The organism is Bacillus sp. MMSF_3328, from assembly GCF_030733525.1.
GTDB classification, from domain to species: Bacteria; Bacillota; Bacilli; order Bacillales; family Cytobacillaceae; genus Bacillus_AB; species Bacillus_AB infantis.
In genome coordinates, this window is the sequence record NZ_JASHIV010000011.1 from 54,774 (window position 1) to 79,509 (window position 24,736).

Here is a 24,736-nt window from a genome sequence, read left to right on the forward strand (position 1 = left end):
CTGTGCACCAGCCCGGCCTATTCCCGTTTTTTTCCTTTGTATCTATTATAGCCAGTTTTCACCGCTAAATCATTACAAAATCTGCTGTAATTCCCTTTTCTTCGACAAAATCCAGACACAGCAAGGCTTTCGGAAAAATAAAATTTTCCCTGTGTTCAGATGATGTTCTTTTTCCACAAACAGGCAGCAGGCTAAACGTGCCGGGAAGAAAAGAAATTGCCCCATCTGCCGGAGCCGCACAGCATTTGGCGAATAAAAAATCACCTTAAGACAGGTGTCAAAGGCGATTTATTTTTTCAGCTTTTTTTCGATTTTCTCTCTTAGCTCTTCTTCTGACAATGCTGCCAGAGGACGGTTGTTGACAAATGCAAAAGTCTTCTTCCTGCCCGGCCCGCAATAGGATTGGCAGCCTACGTCCACTTTTGCCTCAGGGTCGATATCCTTCAGCATGGGGATCAGTGTTTTCAGATTAACTGCCTGGCAGTCGTCGCAAACACGGAATTCGTTTGCCATTTCGTACATCCCTTTCTCGGTCTATCATTTTTAAATTATCTATAGAAAATTTTAGTTGCTATCTCAATTAATCTGCCCGGAGGCACTAAAGGGTATTTTACATTTTCTGAACTTGTATTGCAAGCTGCAATCTTTAGCACCGCTGGCAGGCTGCAGGCATTTTTTCCAGCACATTCTCCCTTCTCCCCAGTCCCTGAATATATCAGAAAAAAAAACTACTATCCTTTTATTCCCTCTGTATAAAGAAAGAAAGATGTGGCCATGCTAGTGCTAGAAGGTTATATAAACCAATTTTGCCCAGGGAGTTGAAGAAAAAATGAAAGTAAGACAGGATGCATGGTCAGAAGAAAATGATTTATTGCTTGCTGAGACGGTATTAAGGCATGTCAGGGAAGGAAGCACCCAGCTGAACGCTTTCGAGGAAGTCGGAGATAAGCTGAACCGCACTTCTGCCGCCTGCGGATTCCGCTGGAACGCTGTTGTTAGGCACCGCTACGAAAAGGCGCTGCAGCTCGCCAAGAAACAGCGCAAACAGCGCAACAGGCTGCTCGGGAAAGAACAGGGCGGCAAGAAAAAGCTGCTGTACAATCCTCCGGTCCCAGCTGTTGAAGAAGTTGAATTGCTCACTGCTGATACACTGCCAATGCCGGAAGAAACAGAAGTCTATACGGAGACTTATACAGAAATAGATATAGATGCCGATGGAGATGCTGAAGAAGAAACAATCGAAGCTCCAGAACCAGTATTCTCTTATCCTGCTTATCAATCGGCGCCGCAGCCGCGGGCCCAGCTGAATCTGGATTCGGTTATCAGCTATTTGCAAAGCCTGAACGGCTCCACCCTCAGCGCTGATCTGTTAAAAAGCGAGAATGAAAGATTGAGGCGCGAAATCGCCATGCTGAGGAGCCAGAATGAGGAATTATCCGGAAAAATCGGCATGCTGGAACAGAATACCGTCACGATCCAGGAAGATTACGAGACGCTCATGAAAATTATGAACAGGGCAAGAAAGCTGGTACTATTTGACGAGGAAGAACGCCCGGCCACCAAATTCAAGATGGACCGCAACGGGAACCTGGAAAAGGTAGCAGAATAAGGGACCCCGCTGTTTTATAGACTCGGAGAGAAGAAATGGCAGCAGCCTGCCCCCTTAAACAGAAAACCGCCCGGATTAAAGGGCGGTTTTTTCTATTCCTGGATGGTCAGGCGGGATCCTGAAGGGTGCCGAATACTTTTTCATTCCGCTCGGCGACCCGCTCATAATAGCTTTCATAAAGGACGGCTTCTTCTTCATTCAGCCCTCCGGCATACAGCCTGCCTGATCTGCTTTTCAGCACGTTCAGGAACCTCATCATCACATCTGCGACCGTCAGCTCGGACTGGAGCAGCTCGCTGAGCGATGCCATGACCGGCGGTGTAATGTCAGGGTACAGGAACTTCGTTACCGCATCCTTTTTCGCCCTGCTGTAAAACTCCCGGACCAATGCAGCCCGCCCGCTGCCGCTGCCGTTTACGCATAAATAGATCTGGACTGCCACACCCTTGCGCAGCCTGCGCTGGGAAATGCCGGCGAACTTCCTGCCGCCGATGCTCAGATCATAGCTGCCGGGGCAATAAGAACCGACAATTTCCCTTGCTTCTATTTCATATGGAAAGTCGCTGAACATTTCTTTTATCAAAAGCCACATAGCATCATAGCCGCGGTTGATATCAATCCCTTTTTCTGATTCCGGAAAAATGAGCGACAGATTCAGTACACCCTCATCCAGCACAACTGCCAGGCCGCCCGAGTTGCGGACAATCGCCCGGTAACCCTGATTTTGCAGCCAGTCCACCCCGTCTTCCAGGTATGGGAGACGTGAATCCTGGATGCCGAGCACGATTGTCCGGTCATGAACCCATGCTCTTGCCGTTGCAGGGGTTTTTCCCGATCCGACAGAAGCACAGAGCGTATCATCCATCCCGAACGAATGCATCGCATTCAAATGCAGTCCCGCACTCGACTGGTCTATTATCCGCCACTCCGGCTGCTGCAGCAGCTCACTTGCTTCGTTCATCTTCAGTACTCCTTTAAATAAACAATATGGGATTATTATAGCATACGGGCGGCGGGAAGAAGAAAAGGGGCGGAGCCGCTGATCGGGTGCGCAGTTGGTTATTGAGTTCAGCTTTTTGACTGCTTTTTCTGCTTTAAAACTGATCTCTCTGCCTGAAAACAGCCTATCTTTGGGGGTGCAAACAGCGCGGGAGCAGCTTTCTGTCCAATTCGGGGCATATTCTACCGGGTCCCCCCGGGAATCTACCAACTTGACGCTATATTCTACCGACTTTACACTGTAATCTACCGAATTGAGCGTTTTTTCTACCAACTGGCAGCTGACAGCCCCACCGCGCCGCGCCACAACACGCTGCACCGCAAAAAAGAACCGGCACACCAGAGTGCCGGCTCTCTTCTATTACTGATTCAATGCCTGAGCTGCTGTGATCAAAGCAAGCTTATACACGTCTTCCTGGTCACATCCGCGGGAAAGGTCATTTACCGGACGGTTCAGGCCTTGAAGGATCGGTCCGACCGCTTCAAAGTTACCAAGGCGCTGGGCGATTTTGTAGCCGATATTTCCGGCTTCCAGGCTTGGGAATACAAATACATTAGCATCTCCCTGCAGCGGTGAATCCGGAGCTTTCTTCTCGGCTACGGATGGAACGAAGGCTGCGTCGAACTGGAATTCGCCGTCCACGATGAGCAATGGCTCACGAAGCTTGGCTTCTTCAACTGCCTGGGATACTTTTTCCGTTTCAGGGGATTTTGCAGAGCCTTTGGTAGAGAAGCTCAGCATGGCAACGCGCGGGTCGATGTCGAACATTCTTGCTGTCTTGGCGCTTTCGATGGCGATTTCCGCTAGATCTGCGCTGTCTGGTGCGATATTGATTGCACAATCCGCAAATACATACTTTTCATCTTCGCGGACCATGATGAAGACACCGGAAGTCTTTTTGACGCCTTCTTTTGTCTTAATGATCTGAAGAGCCGGTCGGACTGTATCTGCAGTAGAGTGAGCTGCACCGCTGACAAGGCCGTCTGCTTTATTGGCATAAACAAGCATGGTGCCGAAATAGTTTTCATCAAGAAGAATGCGGCGGGCATCTTCTTCTGTCGCTTTTCCTTTGCGGCGCTCAACAAATGCAGCAACAAGTTCGTCCATCATGGCAAAGTTTTTCGGGTCATAGATTTCGACAGAATCAAGGGATACATCCAATGATTTTGCTTTATCCTCGATTTGTGCAATATCCCCGATCAGAATAGGGGTAAGAATTTTGTCAGCTGCCAGACGGCCTGCTGCAGTCAGAATCCTTTCATCTGTTCCTTCAGGAAATACGATTCGCAGATTATTGCCGGAAACCTTATTCCTTAATCCTTCAAAAAGATCACTCATATGAAAATCCTCCTTTTATATGTAACAAATCACTCGGCTTAAGCGGCGCTGAGACTGCCTTTATCCATAGAAGTGGGCCTGCGTCCGCTATTCTCACTCCCTTAGGATACTCCTCCACTGTGAAAATTCAAGAACAAGGAGAAGTGGCAGCGGTTACACCTGAAAAGTTTTTGTTTTCTTAACATTCTTATATTTATATCTGGGAATCGATTCTCTCCGGACGATGTTAATATGGTCCTTTTTGCCGGAAAATATCCGATTTCGCGCCCGTTCTGGTTGCCTAATCTGCTATTCTTTAGAATCCCCTTGTTTTCCCGGCTGGAAACCTGATTGAGAATAATTTTTGAAAGCTGGTAAGCGACATATAATTTTCAAGTTTCAGGCAGACGTGTTATGGTGAAACTATGATATAGTATTGATGAGAATTCGAGTACATATATAGGAGTGATCAGAATGACTGAAGCAGCACAAACGCTTGATGGCTGGTATTGCCTCCATGATTTCCGCACAATGGACTGGACAACATGGAAAATGACTCCGAAAGAAGAGCGCGATGCAGCAATCCAGGAATTTATGGGCCTTGTGGATAAATGGAATTCCGTGCAGAGCGAAAAGAATGGCAGCCATGCTTTATATACGATTGTTGGCCAAAAAGCAGATTTCATGATGATGATCCTGCGCCCTACAATGGAAGAGCTGAATGAGATCGAGAATGAGTTCAATAAATCAAAGCTTGCGGAATATACCATTCCGGCACATTCTTATGTTTCCGTTGTGGAGCTCAGCAACTATCTGCCGGCCGGAGAGGATCCTTATCAGAATCCTCATGTCCTGGCACGCCTTTACCCGGAGCTTCCTAAAGCAAAATATGTTTGCTTCTACCCGATGGACAAGCGCCGCCAGGGTGAAGATAACTGGTATATGCTCCCTATGGAAGACCGCCGCAATATGATGCGCAGCCACGGCATGATCGGCCGCCAGTATGCAGGCAAAGTAAAGCAGGTCATCACCGGCTCTGTCGGCTTTGACGATTACGAGTGGGGAGTAACCCTCTTCGCAGACGATGTGCTTCAATTCAAGAAGCTTGTCTACGAAATGCGCTTTGATGAAGTGAGCGCCCGCTACGGCGAATTCGGCTCCTTCTTTGTCGGAAACCTGCTCCTGGAAGACCAGGTAGGCAGCTTCCTGAATGTTTAATATATGAATCAGGCCTCGGCTTTTGCCGGGGCTTTTTTTATTGAAAAAAAACCGTCACATTTACTGCAATTGGGCTTCCAATTTTTCTATCTATACAGTTACCAATAAAGAGATTCCTGCTTATAGAGCAAGCGCCCTCCGCTTTTCTTTTTGTCCAGCTCCGGCTCCTAGGTGCTCGAGTCATAAGTCACTTTGGAACCGAAGGCAAAGAACGCCTTCAATTCCAAAGCGCCTTATGCTGGGCCCGCAGGATGCGGGTCATGCAGGCGTTGCCACAGGACGTGGCGTCTTTAGCCTGCGTTCCTTTATTCTGAACAAGCGCCATCTGCTTTTCTTTCCCCCATCAGGCATAATACAGCATTTCCCACATATTTATGAAATAGTGAGTTTGGTTTTATACGGATACTTTCACTTACAGCCTTTGAATAGCTGCTGAGAGAGGTGAAGTTATGGCCGTTATTCCTTATACCGAAGAGGATGTGAAGCTTCTCGCAAGGCTGATGCGTGCGGAGGCTGAAGGAGAAGGAAATCTGGGCATGCTGATGGTCGGCAATGTCGGGGTGAACCGGGTCAGGGCCGATTGCCTGGATTTCAAAGAGATTCCTTCCATCCGGAAAATGGTTTATCAGCGGCCAGGCGGATTTGAAGCCACCATCAAGGGCTACTTTTATCAGCGGCCCCGTCAGAATGAGCTCGACCTGGCCAGGAAAGTCATCAAGGGGCAGCGCCATAATCCTGCCAGCAATTCGCTCTGGTTTTTCCGCCCCACCGGGGACTGCCCTGCCCAATGGTATAATCAGCCGAATGCCGGAAGATACAAAGCACATTGCTTCTTCCAGCCGGCCCAGGCAGACTGTCCCACTGTTTATTAATGACATTTAGGAGGGATTTATTTTGAAACAGCAATCTGTACCGCAGCAGCAATATGTTGATTACCGCACCTATCCGCCTTATCAGCAGCAGCAGCCGCAACAGCAGCAGCCTTACTATGGGGCCGGCACACAGGCACAGGGATACGGCGCCCAGCAGGCCTATCCGCAGATGCCGTCCGGTTCCATGCTCACCACATCTCCGCCTTCAGGTTCACCCGTTTCACAGGTTCCCGGGATGCTGCCTATTGAGCAATCCTACATTGAAAACATCCTCCGTCTGAACAAAGGGAAGCTGGCAACCGTTTACGCCACCTTTGAGAACAACAGGGAATGGAATGCGAAGATTTTCAAGGGAATCATTGAAGCGGCAGGAAGGGATCACCTGATCTTGAGCGATCCGCAGTCAGGCACACGCTATTTGATCCCGATGATTTATCTGGATTATATTACATTTGATGAAGAGATTGAGTATGACTATCCATATGGAGCGGCTCCAGGGCTGGCAGCCTTTCCGCCAAGATAATGAAAAGCCTGGCTTATGCAGCCAGGCTCATTTTTTTACAGATATTTAACTGCGGCAATGATCAGGAGAACCCATGCAGCAAGGAAGGCGACTCCGCCGAGCGGCGTGATGGCGCCGAGGACACTGATCTTTGTCAGCGTCAGGACGTACAGGCTTCCGGAGAAGAGGATGATTCCAATCAGCATCAGCCAGCCGGACCATGACAGTAAGGCCGTTGCCGGCAGTCGTCCCAGCAGAACACCGATGATCAGAAGTCCGGTGGCATGGAACATTTGATAGGTTACACCTGTTTTCCAGGTTTCAAGATACTTAGGTTCAACTTTTCCTTCCAGGCCGTGGGCGCCAAAAGCACCAAGAGCAACAGCAAGGAACGCATTGATTGCACCGATTATGATAAAAATTTTCATGATTTCACCTCTTCATCGACTTCTTAAAAGTCGAAAATTGAATCTCCATTTGCTTCATTTTCCATATTCATCTTCCTGGGCTGCTGGATTGAAGCCAGCGGCACACTTTCCTGTACAGGCTGAGGAATATAAGATGCAGCCGGCCGCACCGGCTCTGAACTTGTCTTCTCACCTTCCAGAAGCAGCTCGCATAAAGCCTTTATAGAATACACCCGCTCCCGGATCATTTCCTCAGAAGAGCTTGATTTGGCCCCCTGCAGCTCCTTTTCAATCTTGGCAAGCAGATTTCCAACAGGTATCTGCATACTGTTCACCTCTTTTTCCTAAATCTCTACAGCTCCATTTTCGGCAGCAGGCACCCATGCTATTCAGGCAGCCGAAATTACTTGGACTTTCCCTCAAATTTAAGGCAAGGATGGCCTGAAGCCCTTTCAACCGCTTTGGACGGAAGCTGCCTTCCCTTAAATTGAAACGCCCTGCACCCTTTCGGAAACTGCCGGTCCCATGTCACGTAGAAATGCTTGCATTTAAAGCAATTTGGCTGATTGCTGTCCAATCCTGTCATCCTTTGCTGAGCCTTATTTCTAACTCATTTGGCTATCGGTTTCTATTTTACATGACTTGTACCCATTATACATCCTAAAACTCTGACAGTTCTTTGAATAGAGAAAGGCGGAAGCGTCTTGCCCGCCTTATTTTATACTTGTCTATTAAAAAATGCCGTCAGCTTTCGACGGCATTCTTCATATGCAATTTCCGTTCCACGTGAAACATGCCGGAATTAGAGATCTGGTATCTGCCAGTCTATCTCCTCTTCCCCATTATCCTTCAAAATCTGATTGGTTTTTGAAAAGTGATGGCTGCCAAAGAATCCTCTTCTTGCTGATAGTGGGCTGGGGTGGACTGATTTTAGGATAATATGGTGCGGATTATCAATCAGCCTGGCCTTTTCCTGGGCGGGCTTTCCCCAAAGCAGGAATACGACCGGCTTTTCCCTGTCATTCAGCAGGGCAATAACGCTATTGGTAAAAGTCTCCCAACCCTTATCTTTATGGGAATGGGCTTCCCCCTCCCGCACAGTCAAAACGGTATTCAGCAGCAGGACACCCTGCTCCGCCCAGCTGACCAGATACCCGTTATCAGGGATTTTGCAGCCAAGGTCTTCATGAAGCTCCTTGAAAATATTCCTTAAGGAGGGGGGAATCCTGGTCTGCGGCTTGACCGAGAAGCTCAAACCATGGGCCTGTCCCGGTCCATGGTACGGATCCTGCCCCAGGATGACCACTTTTACATCCTCATAATCGGTATACTTCAGGCTGTTGAAGATATCTTCCCTGGCCGGATAGACCGTCTCGCTCGCATATTCTTCTTCCAGGAATCTTTCCAGTTCATGAAAATACGCTTTTTCGAACTCCTCTTCCAGAAGCTCGCCCCAGCGGTTATTTAATAGCTGCATCAGAATCCCCCTTATAGCTGACAGAGGCCTCATAGCCCAGCCTGCCAAAAAATTCGCTGATCGTTTTTTCTGCGTTCTTCTCAGCAAGTTCAAGAATCCCCTGGTCAATCGCTTCCGCTTCTACCAGTTCCTTTGCCTCTGCTGCAAGGCTGTATGCCTCATCCCAGTTCACATCACCCCGAAAAATCCCGGAAGCCGAAAAGGTCTGGACATGCTCCAGATCGAGCGACGGCTCCTGGAGGATGCTTGCCTTCGGAAGGGAAACTTCAATCCTCTTATCCTCTTCCGACACCTTGATATCCTTTTCTCCAACCTGCTCAAGATCGACCCCTGCCGTTACCGTTCCCGGGACAATAAGCAGAAGCTTGCGCTTTGTCCCCGGCAGATCCGTTTCTATCTGCCTGCCAAACAGTTCATTGTCCTCTTTTTCAATCACGGCCTTCACGAGCGCCTGTGATGATGCCAGCGTGGACAGGCCCCGCACCTGTTCTATAAAACTCCCTTTCTCTTCTTGAGCTGATGACCCTGTATAAAAATAAAAGATTCCTGCTGTAAGCAAAATTCCGATCATAATAAGCGACAATAAAAGCAGCCCGATTTTCCAGCTCCACTTCCTGAATCCGTAGCGCAAAAACCGTGAAAACGTGAACGCACCCCCGCTGCCTTCAAGAGCGGCGGCACTTGCAGCCTGCTTGCGGGAAGTTTTCAGTTCCTTCATAAGCGCCTCCATCTGTTCTAATACTTCCTGTTCTTTTTTCAATATCTCCGCTCCTTTTCTATACCCGTTCGTTTACATTATAAAATGAGAACTGCCTTTTTTGTAAAATTTTGCTGAAAAATTGTACACAAAGATTGAAGTTTAAGTATGGAAAAAAAGGATAAATAAAAGAATAAGCGGACAGGCACATTGTCCAAAAAAATTAGAGGAGGAATTATTCATGTATAAAATTGAGGTTTGTGAAAACGGCGTACAAGCAACGGATACTATTAAAACTTTAACAGCAGAAGGCTATGAAAAGGACAATATCTTTATTTTTGCGCATGACGAAAACCGTTCCGAAGATTTAACTGATGCTACGAACACTGGGAGCGTCGGCTTGAAGGAACAGGGCTTATTTGATTCTGTCGGCAATATGTTCAATAAGCGCGGCGACGAGCTCCGCAACAAGTTCGAAGCTCTCGGCCTTTCAAAGGTGGAAGCTGAGCAATACGAAAAGGTGCTTGATGAAGGCAAGCTTGTCATTGTAGGTTCAAACGAATAAGTAAGAAGGTTCTCCAGCCGTTCCGGGACACCCCCCGGGACGGCTTTCTTACTGAAAAAAACAGAACCCCTCTGCAGCCAGGCAGAGGGGTTCCTGTATTTAACCCAGCAGACGCTGGTAGATGGCTTTTGCATGGGACTCATCCTTCGTGCCATGGATGAGGGCCCGGCCGTCACTGAAAAAGACGGCCCTTTCGGCACCCAGCTCGGCAGACAGAAGATAGGGATTGCCCTTTACTTCATAGCCGAGCCGGCCAAGCTGCCCTGCCAGCCCTTCGAGATCCAGGTCCCGCTTACCGGGCGGGCGGATCTGGACCGTATCCCGGCCGCAGAGTACGGCTGTCCTGGTCCGGTTATCCAGCTCCAGGTAAGGATAGGTCCTTTCAGCCCCGCATGAAGGGCAGCCCGGATCCTTGGCTTTGGCAGTCCCCATATTTGTATACTGGCTGTGCCAAAGATCGAAGCTGACAAACGAAGTCCTGACAGCGTCCCAGTCTTCTGTCAGGATTTTCAGCGCTTCTGCCCCCTGATGGGCTACAGTCATCTGGACGGCCGGTCCGATGATGCCGCCTGTATCACAGGTAAGCCCCTGCAGCGGAACGGCTTTCAGAAGGCAATTCAGGCATGGGGTCTTGCCCGGGATCACGGTAAAGCTCATTCCAAAGCTGCCGACACAGGCTCCGTAAATCCATGGTATTCCAAGTTTCTGGGACAGATCATTGATGACCATCCTTGTTTCAAAATTGTCAGTGGCATCAATCATCAGATCAGTTCCAGGCGCAAGCCCAGCCAGAAGTGAAGGATCTGCATCCCCGACAATGCAGCTTAAGCTGACGGAAGAATTTATTTCCTTCAGCCGCCTTTCTGCAGCCTTTGCTTTCGGAAGTTTTTCCCTGGCATCCTTCTCTGCATAAAGCTGCTGCCTCTGAAGATTGCTTTCTTCCACATAATCTCTGTCAATGATCGTCATACTCCCGACCCCCGCACGGATCAGGAGCTCTGCACAGCCTGAGCCCAGCGCCCCGGCCCCGATGATCAGGACATGCTTCCGGGCGATCTTCTCCTGTCCAGCCGTGCCGATTCCGGGAAAAAGCGTCTGGCGCGAATATCTTTCGTCCAACCTATTCCCCTCCTCAGCCGCCGCTGACCGGCGGGATGAAAGCGATGACGTCTCCCTCTTTGATCAGCTCGTGATCCAGGGCGAACTCTTCGTTCACTGCTGTCATTACGGTTTCCAGATTAAGGTGATAGGCTTCAGTTAAAATGGCTTTCAGTTCATTAATCGTCTTGCCCGCGGCGTCAAGCTCGATTTCTTCCTTGCCTGCACTTTCACGCAAGTGGGCAAACAGTTTGATTTTATTCATCCAGATCCTCCTTTTGCGGACGGCCAGCCGGATAAGAAATGGTTTCAAGCTGGTTGCCGATCCATTCTTCCCCGTCCTCCCAGTGTTCCTTTTTCCAGATAGGGACTATCTCCTTGATTCTTTCGATGGCATAGCGGTTCGCTTCATAGGCATCCGCCCTGTGCGGGGTAGATACAGCAATGACGACGGCTATATCGGTAATATCCAGCCTGCCTGTCCGGTGGGTGATGGCTGCCTTCGCGCCTTCCCATTTTTCTTCTATTTCATGGCCGATCTGCTCAAGCTTCTTCACTGCCATTGATTCATATGCTTCATAGACGAGATACAGGGTTTTCTTGCCGCCCGTCAGCTCCCTGACCGTCCCGATAAACACGGTGACCGCCCCAGCATTGCGCTGGATGACTTTATCAGTGACAGCCTGAACATCAATCGGTTCTTTTGATAGTTCAAAATCCATTTTCTCACCTCTTAGGATTCTCGAAGTTTTTATCTATATAGAATAGCAGGATTGGCTTCCCATTCCCAATTTTAAGATTCCCTGCCGAGCATACGCTTAGCTGTCTCGTATTCAGAAGGATGGTTCATATTGAAAAAACAGGCCTCCTCACCACCCCAGCCTCTTTCCAAAAGCTCTTTCTCTGATAAAATCCGGCTGTCCTCTGTGAGCAGATTCCTCATTTTGCGGTCGCCTGCTTCAAGCATTTCCTCTGCCCTCCGGTATAACCCCTTGTGATAGGCACCGAACAAGGGATGAAGCTGCCCGGAGATTTTCGGAACAGCGGCCTGGCATTCTCCCAGCTCGTTTAAAAGGATGCTGCCGAGCCCGGCTGAAAGAAAGGGCATATCACAGGCTGCGGCAAGATTATAGTCTGTTTGCGAATTTTTCAGTCCTGCATGGAGTCCGGCAAGCGGCCCTCCGTCCTGATAGATGTCACCAGCCATCGGGCAGCCGAGAAAATCGTAGTCTTCCGGGGAGTTGGTGACAATGATGATATCCTGGACTGCCTTTTTCAGCTCGTCACGCACCCGTTCAATGACCGTTGTCCCCTCTAAGGTCATAAGCGCCTTATTCTGGCCCATCCGGCTTGAACGCCCGCCCGCAAGAATGATTCCTGTTGCTTTCATGCAGCAGCCTCCTTTTTGGTATATGTATCTATTGTAGCTTTCTTGATGGTGGATTAATAGGTAGTGGGAAAAACATCCATGGAGGGGTGTAAAAAGAGTTTAGTGGTGACAGAGAAAAAAAACTGCGGAATTATAAGGGATGCTTAAAAAGTTTTAGAAACCTGCTGTTTGGAGTGCAAGGCACGTAGACTCCTGAGGGAGATAGCGGCAATGCTGAGACCCCGCACCGCGGAGCGGGAGGAGGCTCAGCGTCGCCCCGCGGAAAGCGAAGTGCCTGGAACGGAAAACAGCAGCAAAGTGTTAAGACTAAATAGTTTTAAATCTACAAATATCCGCCCCCATTTTTCCACACAAACTGGATACTAAATCTCCTTGCGCTGAAAGTACGTCATTCCTGACAGGAAAAACAGTACGAAGCCGCCGAGGATGACAATCAGGAGGGTTTCCATGGAGGCATTCAGTGCCCCGAATTCTTCTCCCATCCGCGGAATCATGGTCAGAAACGGCTGTGCCCAGGGATAGAACGGGCCGTAGGTTTCTGAGTTGGCTACCAGAATGTTTGGGAGTGTAAAGACCACATTGATGGCCAGCGGAGCGGCAAAGCTGGACCATGCGGCTGAAACAAACATTTGCAGGGCCGCGACCGGAAGGCAGGCAACCCATCCGCCGGCTATGCTTTCCAGGATGATTTTCCACGGAATCGGTGCATCGAATCCTTTCAGCTGTGCCACCAGCAGCAGGCCGCCTAAAAAGAGCAGCTGGGAGACAGCAATCAGCCCCATAACAAGACTGAATTTCACGATATATACATTTCTCCGGGAAACCGGCAGTGACAGCAGCTGCTTCCAGCCTCCGCCCAGATGCTCATAGCGGCAGACAAATGCAGAAAATACACCGGTCAAGAGCGGCAGGAACAGCAGCGCATGGACGAACGCCATGCTGCTGAGGGTGTAGAGCCATTGCAGCTCCCCCTCCATCCCGGGATGATCCGCTTCACCAAAGCCGGCCAACGCTGCCAGAAGAGGACTTATAAATATAAGCAGCCAGACAGAAGATTTTCTAAGCTTCAGCCATTCAGAGCTTAATAGATTGATCATGCTATTTCACTTCCTTTCTGGAAAAATCAATCAGCCCGGTCAAGTAGATGCCGATGCCGAGCAGGACGCCGGCCAGTGCCGAATAAAAAGGACCGCCCCAGCTCTCAAGAAACAGCCATTTCAGCGGGACCCAGTCCGGGAACTTCACGGAAAACAGGGTCAGCACCGTCGCCAGAATGCCGGCCGTCAGCGGAATGGCCTGATTTTTCATGGTGATGGAAATCCATAACTGCAGTGCAATGAAAGGCATCCCAGCCAAATAAGGAAAGAACACTGATTCCGCCAGATGAAGGAAGGGGATGTCTGTGCCAAATCCGAGGATCAGTCCCAGAATGATGAGCCCAACGAATAGCAGTACACAGGAAATAAACAATAAGATGGCTGCCAATAGAAACTTGGAGGTAAATACCTTTCCTTTAGAAACAGGAAGGGCCAGGAGCTGCTTCCAGGCATTTGTCTGATGCTCAATATTGGCAATCATGCTGGTGACCAGCGCAAGCCCGAGCATGATCGCAGGGATGCTGAGGAAGCTGGCTTCACCGATCAAGCCTTTCCATAAATCTTTTGCATAAACTCCTGTCAAATACTCATAGCGGAGCCCGAAATTGACCGCTTCAAGAGCGACAACGCCAAAGGGGCCGAGAAAAACGAGAAACAGGATCATTTTTCTTTTGATTTTCAGAAAGTCGGCGGAAAGCATGTTCATCATCACAGGCTTCCCCCTTCTCCTGTCAGCTCCAGGAAGATGTCCTCGAGCGTTTTTCTCTGCTCCTGGACACGGTATACAGAAACATCATGGCGGACCAGTGTTTCCACAGCCGCGGCCACCTGGGCGTCTGTCCCGTCAAGCAGCAGGTGCTCCCGCTCTTTTTCTGCCTGGATGCCGTTTGACAGCAGCGCTCTCCAGGCTTTCTCTGTTTCATTGACTGTAATCGCAATCTGGCTGTTTGCCTTCTGCCTGAGAACATGGATCGAATCCTGGAAAATCATCGACCCTTTGGAGATGATGCCCACCTGTGTTGCCATTTGATCAATCTCTGATAATAGATGGCTGGAGACGAGGATGGTCATTCCATGCTGTGCCGGCATGCTTTTGATCAGCTCGCGGATTTCAAGAATGCCGGATGGGTCCAGTCCGTTCGTCGGCTCGTCAAGGATCAGCAGCTCAGGGTTCGCGAGCAGGGCGGCGGCAATTCCAAGCCGCTGCTTCATTCCAAGGGAAAAGCCTTTTACCGGCCGTTTCGCTTCCTTTGACAGGCGGACAATGGCCAGCACTTCATCAATCCTTGATTTTGGCACCTCGAGAATCCTGCGGAGAGCCTCAAGATTTTCGATGGCGGTCAGATGTCCGTAATAGGAAGGATATTCAACAAGAGAGCCAACCTTGCGAAGGATCTGCAGCTTCTCTTTTTTCAGATCCCTGCCAAAGATATGGATGGAACCGCCCGTCGGCCTGGCCAGCCCGAGCAGCATCCGGATCGTCGTTGTCTTGCCCGCACCGTTAGGGCCGAGGAATCCGTATATTTCTCCTTTCGCCAGCCGCAGATCCACATTTTCGACCGCACTCCGTTTTCCGAACTTTTTCGTTAAACCATTCGTTTCCAAAATTAAATCGCTCATTTTCTTCACCTCGGAACCATCTTATCCCGCGAAGGTTAAGCTGGGGGTGGGGGGAAGTTTAAATTTGGTTTAAAAAAGGATGGATGTAGGCTGCATTTGATGAATTTCTTTGAAAAATTCCATCTATCTTAGTAGCAGCTGGCGCCGATATGCATGATTTCCGGCTGATTCCACCCAAATTCAGCGTTTTTCTGCATAAAATTACAATGATTCGCCCTAAAAATGAAATGATTCGCCCTACTTTTTTGGTTATTCGACCTTTTATACATTTATTACCATTTTCAATAAAAGCGACTGATCCTTTATAAATATTTTTATCTCTTCGAACTTCGTCTGTTAAGCCTCCTGGCGCTTGCGCGCTGTTGGGTCTCAACATTTCCGCTGCAATCCCGCAGGACTTTGAATCTTCACCTTTGAACCTGCTTCGCACGAAGAAAATGCGTATGCATTTTATGAGGAGTCTTCGTGCCTTCCACTGCAATCCACAGCCTTTTTAAATTTGAATTGTTTCAAAATTCTATTCTAGCCTTAAAAAAAACAAAAAGAGTCCAGATGAAATCATCCGAACCCTCCACCAATAACTATCCATCCTTATACCCTTTTCCCAAATCCCCCTTCCTCCCAATCACCATCTCCGTCCCGCCGCTGCTGCTGTTAATCTGAAGATCAAGATCCATCTCCTTCAGCATAAGAGCTGCAATGGAGAGACCGATGCCAGCGCCTTTGCCAGCAGACTCTCCTGTCATTCCCGGCCCTTTATCTTTTACGGCCAGAATTTCCTTTTCTGCATCAAGCAGGACACCGGCATATCTGCCCTGGGCGGCGTGCCGGAGGATATTCTGAAACAGATTATCGAGGATGCGGTTCATCCATTGCCCGTCTATATCCCAGTAGATGCTCTTGTCCGGCAGCTCAATATCAAGCTCGAAGCCTTCATTTTCAAAAACAGGATACCAGGCGGCTGCCGAGGTTTTTACGAGCCGGACGATATCCGTTTTTTCCGGATTGTATGGATACTTGCCTGAGGTTAATAGTGTATAGGAAAGCAGGTTTTCGATCAGCTGGCCAAGATAGCTGACTTTATTGTCAATGAGTTCGAGAGATTCCCGGCCTTTTTCGGAAGTGATTTCTTTTTTCAAAGAATAGGCATGGCCCCTGATTGTTGTCAGCGGGGTTCTGAGGTCATGGGAGAGATTGGCGATCAGCTGGCGCCTCAGCTCTTCTTCTTCCCGCTCCCGCTGCCTGCCTGTTTCAAGCTGGTCGATCATCCGGTTAAAAGCCCCTTCCAGCTGGCCGATTTCATCCTTCTTATCAATGGCGATCGGCAGGGGGATCCCGCCTTCAGCAGGCTTGTCCATTGCCTCCTGGAGACGGAGCAGTCTCTGGCGGATTCTGTAAAAGAAAATCCAGGACACAAAAAGGAACAATCCCAGCACCCCAAAGGTGGCAATCAGATAATAATAGTCATAGCTTCTGCTTACTTGCTCCCATTCTGTGTCCATTTCTCCCCGGGGCACCTGGATGACCATGAACCCTTCGGATTTCCCGGACCCGATGAATGAAACGACAGTATAGGGATCAGCTTCAAGGCCCCTGTTCGTCTTCATGAAATCTATGGTGTACAGCGGGTCCCACTGGGCAGGGATCTTTATTTGCTCTGGAAGCTTCAGCTTTGTGCTCCCCTGTCCGTCGACCCAAAAGATGCTTGCCTTATTGTACTTCTGCTTAAGCTCCCGGAGCCTCTCATTGATTTCCTCATCCGTCCTGCCGCCGAGCTTCTTTCCTTCTTCCTTCCACATTGATTCCATGCCTTTGCTGTCTTCATAGACATTCGGGTCATGCTCCTGCATGGAAAATGGGATATGGAATAAAACTGAAACGAGCGGAAAGGTGATTGGCATGAGCACCAGCGCCAGCAGGATGATGAGCAGGTATCTGCCCTGCAGTGATTTTGGCTTCATTGCTTCACCCTGTAGCCGATGCCCCGGATGGTTTCCAGGATGGCAGGCGAGCCTGGGTTTTCTTCAATTTTTTCGCGCAGGTAGCGGATGTGGACCATCAAGGTTTTATCTCCGTCCATATAGGGCTCCCCCCAGACTGCCTCAAAAATCTGCTCTTTTGTGAGAATCTGGTTCGGATGGCGGAGCATGTACATGAAAATCTGATGCTGCTTGCCTGTCAGGATGATCTCTTCGCCGCTCCTTGTATCGGTGATGCGATTCTCCCCAAGGCTGACTTCGAGATGGCGAAGCAGGAGCTGGCTCTGTTCCGGCTTTCCATACCTCCGGAGCAGCACATCGACCCTTGCCGCCAGCTCTTCCGGATGAAATGGCTTTGTCAGGTAATCATCGGCAAACTGCAGGCCCTGCAGCTTATCATCGACAGCCGTCCGGGCCGAAAGCATCAGGATAGGAATCCCCGGGGCATCCTTCTTCAGGCGCTGGCCGACCGTAAAACCGTCCAGACCTGGCAGCATTACATCAAGGATGACCAGGTCCGCTCTGACAGCTGCCTGGGCTGCTCCCTCCCCTGACTGCAGCCAGTCGACCGAGTAGCCTTTTTCAAGGAGATAATCTTTCGTCCATTTGCCGATTTCTTTATCATCTTCGATATATAGGATGTTCTTCATCTTCATCACCGCTCAATCTTCTATTTCTGTTTTTATCATAGGTAAATTTTGGCGAAAAGAAAAGGGGTCCCTGCAATTCGTTCCAATTGTACTGAGATATAATATTGTTATAATCATAATTAGAACAATAATGGGAGGCGCATGACATGACTATGAAGAAAGTACTTACGATTGCTGGATCGGATACGAGCGGAGGAGCGGGCATCCAGGCGGACCTGAAAACATTCCAGGAACTCGGTGTGTACGGGATGACTGCACTGACAACGATTGTAACGATGGATCCGAAAGACCAATGGCATCATCATGTACATCCGCTGCCAATCGAAACGCTGAAGGCGCAGCTTGAAACCATCCTGTCTGTCGGCATCGATGCCATGAAGACCGGCATGCTCGGAACGGTGGAAATCATTGAGCTGGCGGCAAAGGTGATGGATGAAAATAAATTGAACAACACGGTCATTGACCCTGTAATGGTCTGCAAGGGCGAAGATGAAGTATTGAACCCGGAGACCACTGACGCGATGAGGGAGCTTCTTCTTCCGCGGGCAACAGTGGTAACGCCGAACCTGTTTGAAGCATGGCAGCTGGCACAGACCGGGCCGATCCGCACCATCGATGATATGAAGGAAGCGGCTGCGAAAATTCATGACATGGGTGCGAAGTATGTATTGATCAAAGGCGGCAGCAAGCTGAAGCATGAAAAAGCGGCTGACCTCCTATATGACGGAAAAGATTTCCTTTTGTTTGAAAACGAGCTGATTGATACTGTTTATACGCATGGGGCAGGCTGCACCTATTCTTCTGCAGTAACTGCAGGGCTTGCGAAGGGCCATAGCGTGACAGAAGCTGTCGAGACCGCGAAATCCTTCATTACGGAAGCAATCCGCCATGGGTTCCGCCTGAACGAGTATGTGGGTCCTACGATGCATGGTGCATATCGCAGCAATGGCTCAATCGAAAAAGCCGAGGGCCGGAAAATCTGATAGCGGAGGAAACACTGCCGCTGCTTAAAAGGAATGTGGAAGCGCCGATTTCGCTTTTCCATTCCTTTTTTAGTAAAATAATCTCATTCAAGGAACAGCAGCATTGTGCTGAAAGGAGGCATATATTTATGAAGCCTGTCGTAAAAGAAGATGTGCAAAAAGAGATTAGCCGGCTTGCCGGAAAGAACGTTTTTGTTCACCTCGAAACCACAAATGGGGCATACGCATCCCATTTTGATGAGTCTTTTTTCTCTGCCGGAGCCTATATCCGAAACGCATCCCTCAAATATGAGCTCGGAAAGATTACCGGAGACGGCCCGTTCAGAGTCGGTTTGAAAATGGAATTCGGCTGGGTGTATGCGGAGGGCATCACCCACTTTGAAGTGGATGAAATCGGCCGCCTGCTGATGGCTGGCCATGATAACAGCGGAAAGCTTGCTGTAGCGCTGCAGATCAGCGAGACTCCGTTTGAATAAAAGTGAAAGGAGAAATAGCTAATGGATAAGGAAAGACATGTACTCGTCATTTTCCCGCACCCGGATGATGAAGCGTTTGGCGTGTCAGGCACGATTGCTTCCCATGTTAACAGCGGGACCCCTGTTACATATGCATGCCTGACGCTTGGCCAGATGGGGCGCAATCTGGGTAACCCTCCTTTTGCAACGAGGGAGAGTCTGCCGCTGATTCGCCGCAAAGAATTGAAGGAGGCTGCCCGCGTCCTGGGGATCCAGGATTTGCGGATGCTCGGCTATCGTGACAAAACCATTGAATTTGAGGATGAAAAATTGCTCACCGACCACCTTTTTTCCATTGTGGAAGAAGTGAATCCGTCACTGGTCATTTCCTTTTATCCGGGATATTCGGTTCACCCGGACCATGATGCAACAGGGGCAGCTGTTGTAAGGGCACTTGAGCGCCTGCCTGAGCAGGACCGGCCGAAGCTGCATTGTGTCGCATTTTCCAATAACTGCGTCGATGAACTTGGCGAAGCGGATATTCTCAATGATGTCAGCGCCGTTGTCGACCAGAAGCTTGCTGCCATTAAAGCGCATCTTTCCCAGACACAGCTGATGGCTGCCCAAACGGAGGAAAAGCTGAAAAATAAGGACCCGCAGGCTACAGCCTGGATCCAGAATGAACGGTTCTGGACTTATAAGTTCCAATAAAAAAAGAGCCCCCGGGCTCTTTTTTTTTACTCTTCATCCCCCTGCAGCATCTGCTTAAGATAGGACAGCTGCCTGCCATCTTCTTTTTTTATAATCTTTACGAGCATTGGCTTTGTCAGGGACATGATGAAGCCGGATGTGTGGATATTGGCTTCGAGCTCCACCTGCGTGCCTTCATCAATTTCCGTGAATGTATAATCATACGTGACAACCAGCCCATTGGAATTGCTTTTTGCTGTATAGGACCTGTCCTGTTCAAATTGTGTATATTCAATTTCAGCCTTGACCTTCTTGCCCCTGATCATCCTTGTTTCAATGAATTTCGTGGATGGCCCGATCGGACCGTCCGTTGCCTTTTCCATCTTGACGACATTCGGCATAATTTCAGGCGCGTTGTCCGGGTTGGTGGCGTACTGGAAAACTTCTGCTACTGGTCTTCTTATAATGACAGTTGATTTAAAATCAGCCATATTCTGCACCCCGTTTAAAAGATTTGCTGGTACAGAGAACATTATACCTTTTTGAGGGATATGAGTCAGGTATTAATTTAAGAGATATGGCTCGAACGCTCATTATGTCAAAAAGAGGCATGGCTCTCTGAGCCTGCCTCTTTTCTATTCTGAAAGCCGGATTTTATACAGCTTATCATCGTTTGGCCCCGGGTTGCCGCGGCCATCCGTATTATTGCCGGCGAAGTACAGGATATCATCGGAGAGCAGCACATCCCTGATCCTTCCGGCACCGGTGATGAGTTCCTTTAGCTCCCCTGACTCCAGGTTGAATTCAAGTACTGCAGTACCCCTCAGCGCAGCCGCATATAGCTTGCCGTCCTTGATGGCAATGCCGGATGGGGCCCAGGTATTGTCTTCCCCTGAGGTGAAGAGCGGCGTTTCCATGCCTTCCTTCTCTTGCTTGCCCTGGATGACCGGCCAGCCGTAGTTTTTCCCGGCCTCGATCCGGTTGATCTCATCATTGGCGGAAGGTCCGTGCTCAGAGGCATAAAGGGTGCCGTCTTCAGCCCAGGCAAGGCCCTGCGGATTGCGGTGGCCATAGCTGTATACATAAGAACCGGCAAATGGATTATCGTCGGGAACCGTTCCATCCAGATTCATCCGGAGGATTTTTCCGCCGAGGGAATCCAGATCCTGGGCGATTTCCGGATCGGCTGCCGCGTCGCCTGCGGTAGCATAAAGCTTGCCGTCAGGGCCGATTTTCAGGCGGCCCCCATGATGGTATTGCCCGCTCGGGATCCCATCCAGCAGCAGCCTTGTTTCCTCCCAGGCATCCTCCGTCTGCTTCAGGACGACGATCCGGTTCTGCTGTACGGATCCTTCTTCATACGTATAATACGCAAAGGCTTCTCCAGAGCTTTTAAAATCCGGGGAAAGGACAAAGCCGAGCAGGCCGGCCTCTGAAGCCTGTGAGAGTTTCTTTTTCAGGCGGACCTCCTGCCTCTGCCGGCTGCCTTCTTCTGCTTTTACAATGCTCCCTGTCCTTTCGGTCATATAAAAAGTGCTTCCTGCCTGGTCGATCGACCACGGGGTCTTCAGATCGGCTGCGAACTCTTCCGCCTCCGGCACGGCTGAAGCCGCCTCCTCGCTTTCCTGCGGGCTCGGCTCTGTCTCATTCGATTTGTCTTCTGCCGAGCAGCCCGCCGTTGCCAGCAAACCGAGCAGCATGAATAGGGCTGATTTTTTCACAGTATCTCCGCCTTTCAGTTAAAGGTTTCAAAACGTCCAAAAAACAGGCCGTGCCGTCATTTCCCTATGCCTTAAGGGCATCCAGGATTGCTTTTGCCACTCCGCTTTCTTCATTAGTCAGCGTCACAAAGTCGCACTGTGCCTTGATGATTTCGTCTGCATTGCCCATGGCGACAGACCTGCCCACCCGTTTGAACATAGAAAGATCGTTATAGTTATCGCCTATTGCCATTGCATCCTGGATGCCTGTCCCGCTTTTTTCAAGGAAGGCTTCAAGCGCAACGCCCTTTTGCGCTTGTTTGCTAGTCAGCTCCAGGTTTTCCTCACCGGAAGAGCTGATGACGAGCCCTTCGTCCTCAAGCGGCACAAGGGCTTCCTTTGCCGCTGCCAGCCTTTCAGCGTCGAATGAGAAGGCAAGGAGCTTATAAATTTGATGCTCTGTATCATCAAAAAGGATATCGTAGCTGTCCACCTTTTGGACAAGCCCTTTTGTGAACCTTTCCTCTGCCGCCTTCATGACTTCATCCACATCAGCTTCAGGGTTTCCGCTCATGAAGATGTCGACGATGATAGAGACGCCTTTATCGGCATCAATCGTGTAAGTGCCTTTGTTTGTGTACACTTCAAAATAAACGCCATTTTGCAGGAGCGCCATGCCGGCTGTCCTTGCCGTCGACTTGTCAAGCGGATTGCTGGCTATTACTTCTTTATCGATGGACCTCACTTCGGCCCCATTGACGCAGATCATCGGGGTGTGTATCCCGGCTTCTTCCAGGACGAAGTTCGCTTCAAAATAGGATCGTCCTGTGGCGATGACAACCTCCACCCCTTCAGCCTGCGCCTTCTGGATCGCTTTTCTGTTTTCTTCTGTAATCTGCTGGGTTGCGGTCAGCAGTGTCCCGTCCATATCAATCGCGATGCATTTCACCATGATTTCTTCACCTACTAATTGTTTTTTCAATCTATGTAGCATTCTATCAGTTTTTCCTTCTTACTTTAAATATTTGCTACCCTCACGGATGCTCAAGGGTGCGAGCGAAGAACTGCTGATAAAGCTTCTGACTGACTCAGGGTTTGTCTTGCTGTACTCCCTCAAGGCCCAGCCGATTGCCTTTTGGATAAAAAATTCCTTGCTGCCGGCATTCTGGCTGATGAATTCATACAGGATGCCTTCACTTGTATTTTGCTTGTACCGGAGCTGAAAGATGATGCTTGTCCTTCTCAGCCATAGATGGCTGCCATAGGCCCAATCCTTCACTGTATCCTCAATGGTTTCAGGATGATCGGAGGCAATTCGGCCGACAGGGTGGGCAGCCAATGTATCAACAGTATCCCACCAGGACTTTTCTGTAATCAATCTCTCCATAAATAGCATGTCGTCTTTTACAAGCTTCTTCAAGGAGCTGAGGATATAGTCACAGGCTGCATATTGATATTCCCTTTCTTCCTTCTTCCATAGCTCTGACACAAACTCATGCTGAAAAGGCTCCTTCAAGATCTGAGTTTCTGCAAAAAACCCCTTCGTAAGCTTCCTGCGCTCCGGCGTCCTTATTCCCAGGAACGGGAAGTTGCCTTTCATATATTTTCTCATCGGCTCTGCCTGCTCAGCATTCCTGTGCAGGGTGAATTTTTCTTCCAAAGGTTTGAGATACATCTCATCCAGCTCCTATATATTCAGATTTTTTGCTAAATAGGTTGCTAACTTGCTTATTAGGGTATATATCTACATGAGGCACTCTCAAGGCGGCAAAATCCCGGCTTTCCCGCCATATATTCTTGGATATTGCCATTTTCAGCTATTGATGGCGTTTTCTCCAGTCTTTTATACATGTTAAGGTTAAATATAGAGAAAAAACAGGGGGTATTCTATGAATGAACAGCAAGATAAGTCATTAAACAGTGTATTTTGGGTCTCTGCTTCAGTGATCCTTCTGCTTGTCCTCACAGGCGTCTTCCTGCCTGACATTTTTTCAGGGGCCGCACAGAAAGCCTTCGATTTCACTACATACGCCTTTGGCTGGTTCTACCTGCTATCGGTACTCCTCTTTGTATTTTTCTGCCTATTCCTGGCCATCAGCAAATATGGCCGCATCCGGCTTGGCGGAGATGATGAAAGACCCGAATATTCCTTTTTCACGTGGATCGGCATGCTCTTCAGCGCCGGATTCGGCATCGGCCTTGTCTTCTGGGGAATCGCCGAGCCGATGAGCCATTATTTTTCGCCTCCCATCGCTGATATGGAAGGGCTCACACCTGAAGCAGCAAGAACTGCCATGGGCTACTCTTTCTTCCATTGGGGCGTCAGCCAATGGTCCGTCTTCACGATTGTCGGACTCGCAGTCGGCTATTTCCAGTTCCGCAAAAAGCAGGACGGGCTTGTTTCCACTACGCTCAAGCCGATCATCAGTACAAAAAAGGAGCGGACAGGCCTCCGGAAATTCATTGATATCCTGGCTGTCATCGCCACTGTCCTGGGTGTAGCCACATCACTCGGGCTTGGGATCCTGCAGATTAACGGCGGATTGAATGCTGCCTTCGGGATCACTAACAGTGCATGGGTGCAGATTATCATCATCGTCGTTTTGACAGCCCTTTTCCTGTTGTCGTCTACGACCGGGTTGGATAAAGGAATCAAGTATTTGAGCAATCTTAACCTTTCCCTTGCTCTGATCATCATGCTCTTTGTATTCATTGCCGGACCGACTGTTTTCATCCTGAATACGTTCACACAGGGCATCGGCGATTATATTACCAATTTCATTAACTGGAGCCTGCGCCTTACACCTTATAAAGGCGGTACATGGGTGCGTGACTGGACGATTTTCTATTGGGCATGGGCGATCGCCTGGTCCCCGTTTGTCGGCGCGTTCATTGCACGGGTATCAAGGGGCAGGACCATCAGGGAATTTGTCGTCGGCGTGCTGATCATACCGCCGCTCATCGCCCTTTTATGGACAGCCGTGTTTGGCGGGACCGCCCTGCATTTTGACCTGTTCCAGGGAACAAGCATAGCTGAAGCAGTCAATGCGGATGTTACCAGTGCACTGTTCACAACATATGGTGAATTGCCGTTTACCTTTATTGTCTCATTATTATCGATTCTGCTGATTTTCACGTTTCTTATTACCTCAGCAGATTCGGCAACCTATATTCTCGGCAGCATGACCTCCAAGGGGTCACTGATGCCTCCCCTCGGTGTGCGCATCGTCTGGGGCATCCTGATCGGTGCGATTGCGGCCGTCCTCCTGCTCAGCAGCGGGCTTGAGGGACTGCAGACTGCCTCGCTTGTCGCAGCCCTGCCATTTACTGTCATCCTTGTCTTTATGTGCATTTCGCTCCTCAAATCATTGAGCAAGGAACCGCCTGCGCCAAGGACCAAAAAATAAACA

Annotated in this window: 30 protein-coding genes; 9 read left to right on the plus strand and 21 right to left on the minus strand. The window is 49.4% G+C overall.

What is annotated here, in order from left to right; translation table 11 throughout:
• Positions 1 to 288 precede the first annotated feature (288 nt).
• On the minus strand, positions 289 to 513 hold the full coding sequence (locus tag RBB45_RS17110) for a YuzB family protein (RefSeq protein ID WP_022544517.1): 225 nt from the start codon (positions 511 to 513) through the stop codon (positions 289 to 291).
• Between the two features lie 316 nt (positions 514 to 829).
• On the opposite strand from RBB45_RS17110, the gene RBB45_RS17115 reads away from it, so the two are divergent.
• Positions 830 to 1,609, plus strand: coding sequence for an RsfA family transcriptional regulator (locus RBB45_RS17115; protein ID WP_094769433.1), 780 nt, complete (start codon positions 830 to 832; stop codon positions 1,607 to 1,609).
• A 106-nt stretch (positions 1,610 to 1,715) separates the two neighbouring features.
• Here the strand turns inward: RBB45_RS17115 and lipL are convergent, their stop codons facing one another.
• Both lipL and pta read right to left on the minus strand, forming a co-directional pair.
• A complete protein-coding gene (lipL, locus tag RBB45_RS17120; protein ID WP_224948808.1) occupies positions 1,716 to 2,570 on the minus strand; it encodes an octanoyl-[GcvH]:protein N-octanoyltransferase in 855 nt (284 codons plus the stop codon).
• Positions 2,571 to 2,969: 399 nt separating this feature from the next.
• A complete protein-coding gene (gene pta / locus RBB45_RS17125) occupies positions 2,970 to 3,947 on the minus strand; it encodes a phosphate acetyltransferase (RefSeq protein ID WP_009791662.1) in 978 nt (325 codons plus the stop codon).
• A gap of 453 nt (positions 3,948 to 4,400) precedes the next feature.
• On the opposite strand from pta, the gene hemQ reads away from it, so the two are divergent.
• The 3 genes from hemQ to gerQ all read left to right on the plus strand — a co-directional run bounded on the left by hemQ (position 4,401) and on the right by gerQ (position 6,539).
• On the plus strand, positions 4,401 to 5,144 hold the full coding sequence (hemQ, locus tag RBB45_RS17130; RefSeq protein WP_022544519.1) for a hydrogen peroxide-dependent heme synthase: 744 nt from the start codon (positions 4,401 to 4,403) through the stop codon (positions 5,142 to 5,144).
• 449 nt (positions 5,145 to 5,593) lie between these two features.
• Positions 5,594 to 6,016: a cell wall hydrolase gene (locus RBB45_RS17135; RefSeq protein WP_306010007.1), complete on the plus strand. Its 423-nt coding sequence runs from the start codon at positions 5,594 to 5,596 to the stop codon at positions 6,014 to 6,016.
• Between the two features lie 22 nt (positions 6,017 to 6,038).
• Positions 6,039 to 6,539 (plus strand): spore coat protein GerQ, encoded by a 501-nt coding sequence (gene gerQ, locus RBB45_RS17140; RefSeq protein ID WP_009794338.1) that lies wholly within the window; start codon positions 6,039 to 6,041, stop codon positions 6,537 to 6,539.
• A 35-nt stretch (positions 6,540 to 6,574) separates the two neighbouring features.
• Here the strand turns inward: gerQ and RBB45_RS17145 are convergent, their stop codons facing one another.
• From RBB45_RS17145 to RBB45_RS17165, 4 genes are all read right to left on the minus strand, one after another.
• Entirely contained in the window at positions 6,575 to 6,946 is a 372-nt protein-coding gene (locus tag RBB45_RS17145; RefSeq protein WP_009794339.1) for a DUF423 domain-containing protein, read from the minus strand.
• A gap of 23 nt (positions 6,947 to 6,969) precedes the next feature.
• Positions 6,970 to 7,251: a YwdI family protein gene (locus RBB45_RS17150; protein ID WP_094769431.1), complete on the minus strand. Its 282-nt coding sequence runs from the start codon at positions 7,249 to 7,251 to the stop codon at positions 6,970 to 6,972.
• A 476-nt stretch (positions 7,252 to 7,727) separates the two neighbouring features.
• Positions 7,728 to 8,402: a uracil-DNA glycosylase gene (locus RBB45_RS17160; RefSeq protein ID WP_371931610.1), complete on the minus strand. Its 675-nt coding sequence runs from the start codon at positions 8,400 to 8,402 to the stop codon at positions 7,728 to 7,730.
• Positions 8,386 to 9,162, minus strand: a complete 777-nt coding sequence (locus tag RBB45_RS17165; RefSeq protein ID WP_224948802.1) for a DUF4230 domain-containing protein — start codon at positions 9,160 to 9,162, stop codon at positions 8,386 to 8,388. The genes RBB45_RS17160 and RBB45_RS17165 overlap by 17 nt, the downstream gene beginning before the upstream one ends.
• A 178-nt stretch (positions 9,163 to 9,340) precedes the next feature.
• On the opposite strand from RBB45_RS17165, the gene RBB45_RS17170 reads away from it, so the two are divergent.
• Positions 9,341 to 9,664 carry a YflT domain-containing protein gene (locus RBB45_RS17170; RefSeq protein ID WP_009794344.1) on the plus strand — a complete coding sequence of 108 codons (324 nt, stop codon included), beginning with the start codon at positions 9,341 to 9,343 and terminating at the stop codon, positions 9,662 to 9,664.
• Positions 9,665 to 9,763: 99 nt separating this feature from the next.
• On the opposite strand, the gene RBB45_RS17175 is transcribed toward RBB45_RS17170, so the two are convergent.
• The 10 genes from RBB45_RS17175 to RBB45_RS17220 form a co-directional block, all read right to left on the minus strand.
• Positions 9,764 to 10,783: a ThiF family adenylyltransferase gene (locus tag RBB45_RS17175; RefSeq protein ID WP_306010008.1), complete on the minus strand. Its 1,020-nt coding sequence runs from the start codon at positions 10,781 to 10,783 to the stop codon at positions 9,764 to 9,766.
• Between the two features lie 13 nt (positions 10,784 to 10,796).
• Positions 10,797 to 11,027 (minus strand): molybdopterin converting factor subunit 1, encoded by a 231-nt coding sequence (moaD, locus tag RBB45_RS17180; RefSeq protein ID WP_009794346.1) that lies wholly within the window; start codon positions 11,025 to 11,027, stop codon positions 10,797 to 10,799.
• Entirely contained in the window at positions 11,020 to 11,484 is a 465-nt protein-coding gene (locus RBB45_RS17185) for a molybdenum cofactor biosynthesis protein MoaE (RefSeq protein WP_248138147.1), read from the minus strand. Before RBB45_RS17185 ends, moaD begins: the two co-directional genes overlap by 8 nt.
• Before the next feature lie 71 nt (positions 11,485 to 11,555).
• Positions 11,556 to 12,152, minus strand: coding sequence for a molybdenum cofactor guanylyltransferase (mobA, locus tag RBB45_RS17190; protein ID WP_248138149.1), 597 nt, complete (start codon positions 12,150 to 12,152; stop codon positions 11,556 to 11,558).
• 362 nt (positions 12,153 to 12,514) lie between these two features.
• Positions 12,515 to 13,249 carry an ABC transporter permease gene (locus tag RBB45_RS17195; protein ID WP_009794349.1) on the minus strand — a complete coding sequence of 245 codons (735 nt, stop codon included), beginning with the start codon at positions 13,247 to 13,249 and terminating at the stop codon, positions 12,515 to 12,517.
• Position 13,250: 1 nt separating this feature from the next.
• Entirely contained in the window at positions 13,251 to 13,958 is a 708-nt protein-coding gene (locus RBB45_RS17200) for an ABC transporter permease (RefSeq protein ID WP_101548851.1), read from the minus strand.
• On the minus strand, positions 13,958 to 14,869 hold the full coding sequence (locus tag RBB45_RS17205) for an ABC transporter ATP-binding protein (protein ID WP_306010009.1): 912 nt from the start codon (positions 14,867 to 14,869) through the stop codon (positions 13,958 to 13,960). The genes RBB45_RS17200 and RBB45_RS17205 overlap by 1 nt, the downstream gene beginning before the upstream one ends.
• A 58-nt stretch (positions 14,870 to 14,927) precedes the next feature.
• On the minus strand, positions 14,928 to 15,245 hold the full coding sequence (locus RBB45_RS17210; RefSeq protein WP_248138151.1) for a hypothetical protein: 318 nt from the start codon (positions 15,243 to 15,245) through the stop codon (positions 14,928 to 14,930).
• Between the two features lie 205 nt (positions 15,246 to 15,450).
• Complete coding sequence (locus tag RBB45_RS17215; RefSeq protein ID WP_306010010.1) at positions 15,451 to 16,830, minus strand: HAMP domain-containing sensor histidine kinase; 1,380 nt, start codon at positions 16,828 to 16,830, stop codon at positions 15,451 to 15,453.
• The gene (locus RBB45_RS17220) at positions 16,827 to 17,504 is read right to left on the minus strand and encodes a response regulator transcription factor (protein ID WP_371931613.1); all 678 of its coding nucleotides are present in this window, start codon (positions 17,502 to 17,504) and stop codon (positions 16,827 to 16,829) included. Before RBB45_RS17220 ends, RBB45_RS17215 begins: the two co-directional genes overlap by 4 nt.
• A gap of 140 nt (positions 17,505 to 17,644) precedes the next feature.
• Here RBB45_RS17220 and pdxK point away from each other — a divergent pair, with 140 nt between their 5' ends.
• The 3 genes from pdxK (at position 17,645) to bshB2 (ending at position 19,647) form a co-directional block, all read left to right on the plus strand.
• On the plus strand, positions 17,645 to 18,481 hold the full coding sequence (gene pdxK / locus RBB45_RS17225) for a pyridoxine/pyridoxal/pyridoxamine kinase (protein ID WP_101548846.1): 837 nt from the start codon (positions 17,645 to 17,647) through the stop codon (positions 18,479 to 18,481).
• 128 nt (positions 18,482 to 18,609) lie between these two features.
• The gene (locus tag RBB45_RS17230) at positions 18,610 to 18,957 is read left to right on the plus strand and encodes a YojF family protein (RefSeq protein ID WP_022544523.1); all 348 of its coding nucleotides are present in this window, start codon (positions 18,610 to 18,612) and stop codon (positions 18,955 to 18,957) included.
• 21 nt (positions 18,958 to 18,978) lie between these two features.
• Positions 18,979 to 19,647 carry a bacillithiol biosynthesis deacetylase BshB2 gene (gene bshB2, locus RBB45_RS17235; RefSeq protein ID WP_009794356.1) on the plus strand — a complete coding sequence of 223 codons (669 nt, stop codon included), beginning with the start codon at positions 18,979 to 18,981 and terminating at the stop codon, positions 19,645 to 19,647.
• Positions 19,648 to 19,673: 26 nt separating this feature from the next.
• Here the strand turns inward: bshB2 and RBB45_RS17240 are convergent, their stop codons facing one another.
• From RBB45_RS17240 to RBB45_RS17255, 4 genes are all read right to left on the minus strand, one after another.
• Positions 19,674 to 20,117 (minus strand): SRPBCC family protein, encoded by a 444-nt coding sequence (locus tag RBB45_RS17240; protein ID WP_022544524.1) that lies wholly within the window; start codon positions 20,115 to 20,117, stop codon positions 19,674 to 19,676.
• A 144-nt stretch (positions 20,118 to 20,261) separates the two neighbouring features.
• A complete protein-coding gene (locus RBB45_RS17245) occupies positions 20,262 to 21,347 on the minus strand; it encodes a PQQ-dependent sugar dehydrogenase (protein WP_240684190.1) in 1,086 nt (361 codons plus the stop codon).
• A gap of 64 nt (positions 21,348 to 21,411) precedes the next feature.
• Entirely contained in the window at positions 21,412 to 22,278 is an 867-nt protein-coding gene (locus RBB45_RS17250) for a Cof-type HAD-IIB family hydrolase (RefSeq protein ID WP_022544525.1), read from the minus strand.
• 60 nt (positions 22,279 to 22,338) lie between these two features.
• Positions 22,339 to 23,001 carry a DNA alkylation repair protein gene (locus RBB45_RS17255; protein ID WP_224948782.1) on the minus strand — a complete coding sequence of 221 codons (663 nt, stop codon included), beginning with the start codon at positions 22,999 to 23,001 and terminating at the stop codon, positions 22,339 to 22,341.
• Between the two features lie 214 nt (positions 23,002 to 23,215).
• Between RBB45_RS17255 and RBB45_RS17260 the strand changes: the two genes are divergently transcribed.
• Positions 23,216 to 24,733, plus strand: coding sequence for a glycine betaine uptake BCCT transporter (locus tag RBB45_RS17260; RefSeq protein WP_009794364.1), 1,518 nt, complete (start codon positions 23,216 to 23,218; stop codon positions 24,731 to 24,733).
• Positions 24,734 to 24,736 lie beyond the last annotated feature (3 nt).

Bases quoted from the DNA above. Each gene is read 5' to 3' on its own strand.
- RBB45_RS17215 (WP_306010010.1), bottom strand. From the start codon at position 16,830: ATGAAGCCAAAATCACTGCAGGGCAGATACCTGCTCATCATCCTGCTG.
- RBB45_RS17170 (WP_009794344.1), top strand. From the start codon at position 9,341: ATGTATAAAATTGAGGTTTGTGAAAACGGCGTACAAGCAACGGATACT.
- RBB45_RS17200 (WP_101548851.1), bottom strand. From the start codon at position 13,958: ATGATGAACATGCTTTCCGCCGACTTTCTGAAAATCAAAAGAAAAATG.
- pta (WP_009791662.1), bottom strand. From the start codon at position 3,947: ATGAGTGATCTTTTTGAAGGATTAAGGAATAAGGTTTCCGGCAATAAT.
- moaD (WP_009794346.1), bottom strand. From the start codon at position 11,027: ATGAATAAAATCAAACTGTTTGCCCACTTGCGTGAAAGTGCAGGCAAG.
- RBB45_RS17160 (WP_371931610.1), bottom strand. From the start codon at position 8,402: ATGCAGCTATTAAATAACCGCTGGGGCGAGCTTCTGGAAGAGGAGTTC.
- RBB45_RS17185 (WP_248138147.1), bottom strand. From the start codon at position 11,484: ATGGATTTTGAACTATCAAAAGAACCGATTGATGTTCAGGCTGTCACT.
- RBB45_RS17260 (WP_009794364.1), top strand. From the start codon at position 23,216: ATGAATGAACAGCAAGATAAGTCATTAAACAGTGTATTTTGGGTCTCT.
- RBB45_RS17150 (WP_094769431.1), bottom strand. From the start codon at position 7,251: ATGCAGATACCTGTTGGAAATCTGCTTGCCAAGATTGAAAAGGAGCTG.
- RBB45_RS17255 (WP_224948782.1), bottom strand. From the start codon at position 23,001: ATGTATCTCAAACCTTTGGAAGAAAAATTCACCCTGCACAGGAATGCT.
- lipL (WP_224948808.1), bottom strand. From the start codon at position 2,570: ATGAACGAAGCAAGTGAGCTGCTGCAGCAGCCGGAGTGGCGGATAATA.
- RBB45_RS17110 (WP_022544517.1), bottom strand. From the start codon at position 513: ATGGCAAACGAATTCCGTGTTTGCGACGACTGCCAGGCAGTTAATCTG.
- RBB45_RS17135 (WP_306010007.1), top strand. From the start codon at position 5,594: ATGGCCGTTATTCCTTATACCGAAGAGGATGTGAAGCTTCTCGCAAGG.
- RBB45_RS17115 (WP_094769433.1), top strand. From the start codon at position 830: ATGAAAGTAAGACAGGATGCATGGTCAGAAGAAAATGATTTATTGCTT.
- pdxK (WP_101548846.1), top strand. From the start codon at position 17,645: ATGACTATGAAGAAAGTACTTACGATTGCTGGATCGGATACGAGCGGA.
- RBB45_RS17145 (WP_009794339.1), bottom strand. From the start codon at position 6,946: ATGAAAATTTTTATCATAATCGGTGCAATCAATGCGTTCCTTGCTGTT.
- RBB45_RS17250 (WP_022544525.1), bottom strand. From the start codon at position 22,278: ATGGTGAAATGCATCGCGATTGATATGGACGGGACACTGCTGACCGCA.
- RBB45_RS17195 (WP_009794349.1), bottom strand. From the start codon at position 13,249: ATGATCAATCTATTAAGCTCTGAATGGCTGAAGCTTAGAAAATCTTCT.
- RBB45_RS17220 (WP_371931613.1), bottom strand. From the start codon at position 17,504: ATGAAGATGAAGAACATCCTATATATCGAAGATGATAAAGAAATCGGC.
- hemQ (WP_022544519.1), top strand. From the start codon at position 4,401: ATGACTGAAGCAGCACAAACGCTTGATGGCTGGTATTGCCTCCATGAT.
- mobA (WP_248138149.1), bottom strand. From the start codon at position 12,152: ATGAAAGCAACAGGAATCATTCTTGCGGGCGGGCGTTCAAGCCGGATG.
- RBB45_RS17230 (WP_022544523.1), top strand. From the start codon at position 18,610: ATGAAGCCTGTCGTAAAAGAAGATGTGCAAAAAGAGATTAGCCGGCTT.
- RBB45_RS17240 (WP_022544524.1), bottom strand. From the start codon at position 20,117: ATGGCTGATTTTAAATCAACTGTCATTATAAGAAGACCAGTAGCAGAA.
- RBB45_RS17205 (WP_306010009.1), bottom strand. From the start codon at position 14,869: ATGAGCGATTTAATTTTGGAAACGAATGGTTTAACGAAAAAGTTCGGA.
- bshB2 (WP_009794356.1), top strand. From the start codon at position 18,979: ATGGATAAGGAAAGACATGTACTCGTCATTTTCCCGCACCCGGATGAT.
- RBB45_RS17210 (WP_248138151.1), bottom strand. From the start codon at position 15,245: ATGTTGAGACCCAACAGCGCGCAAGCGCCAGGAGGCTTAACAGACGAA.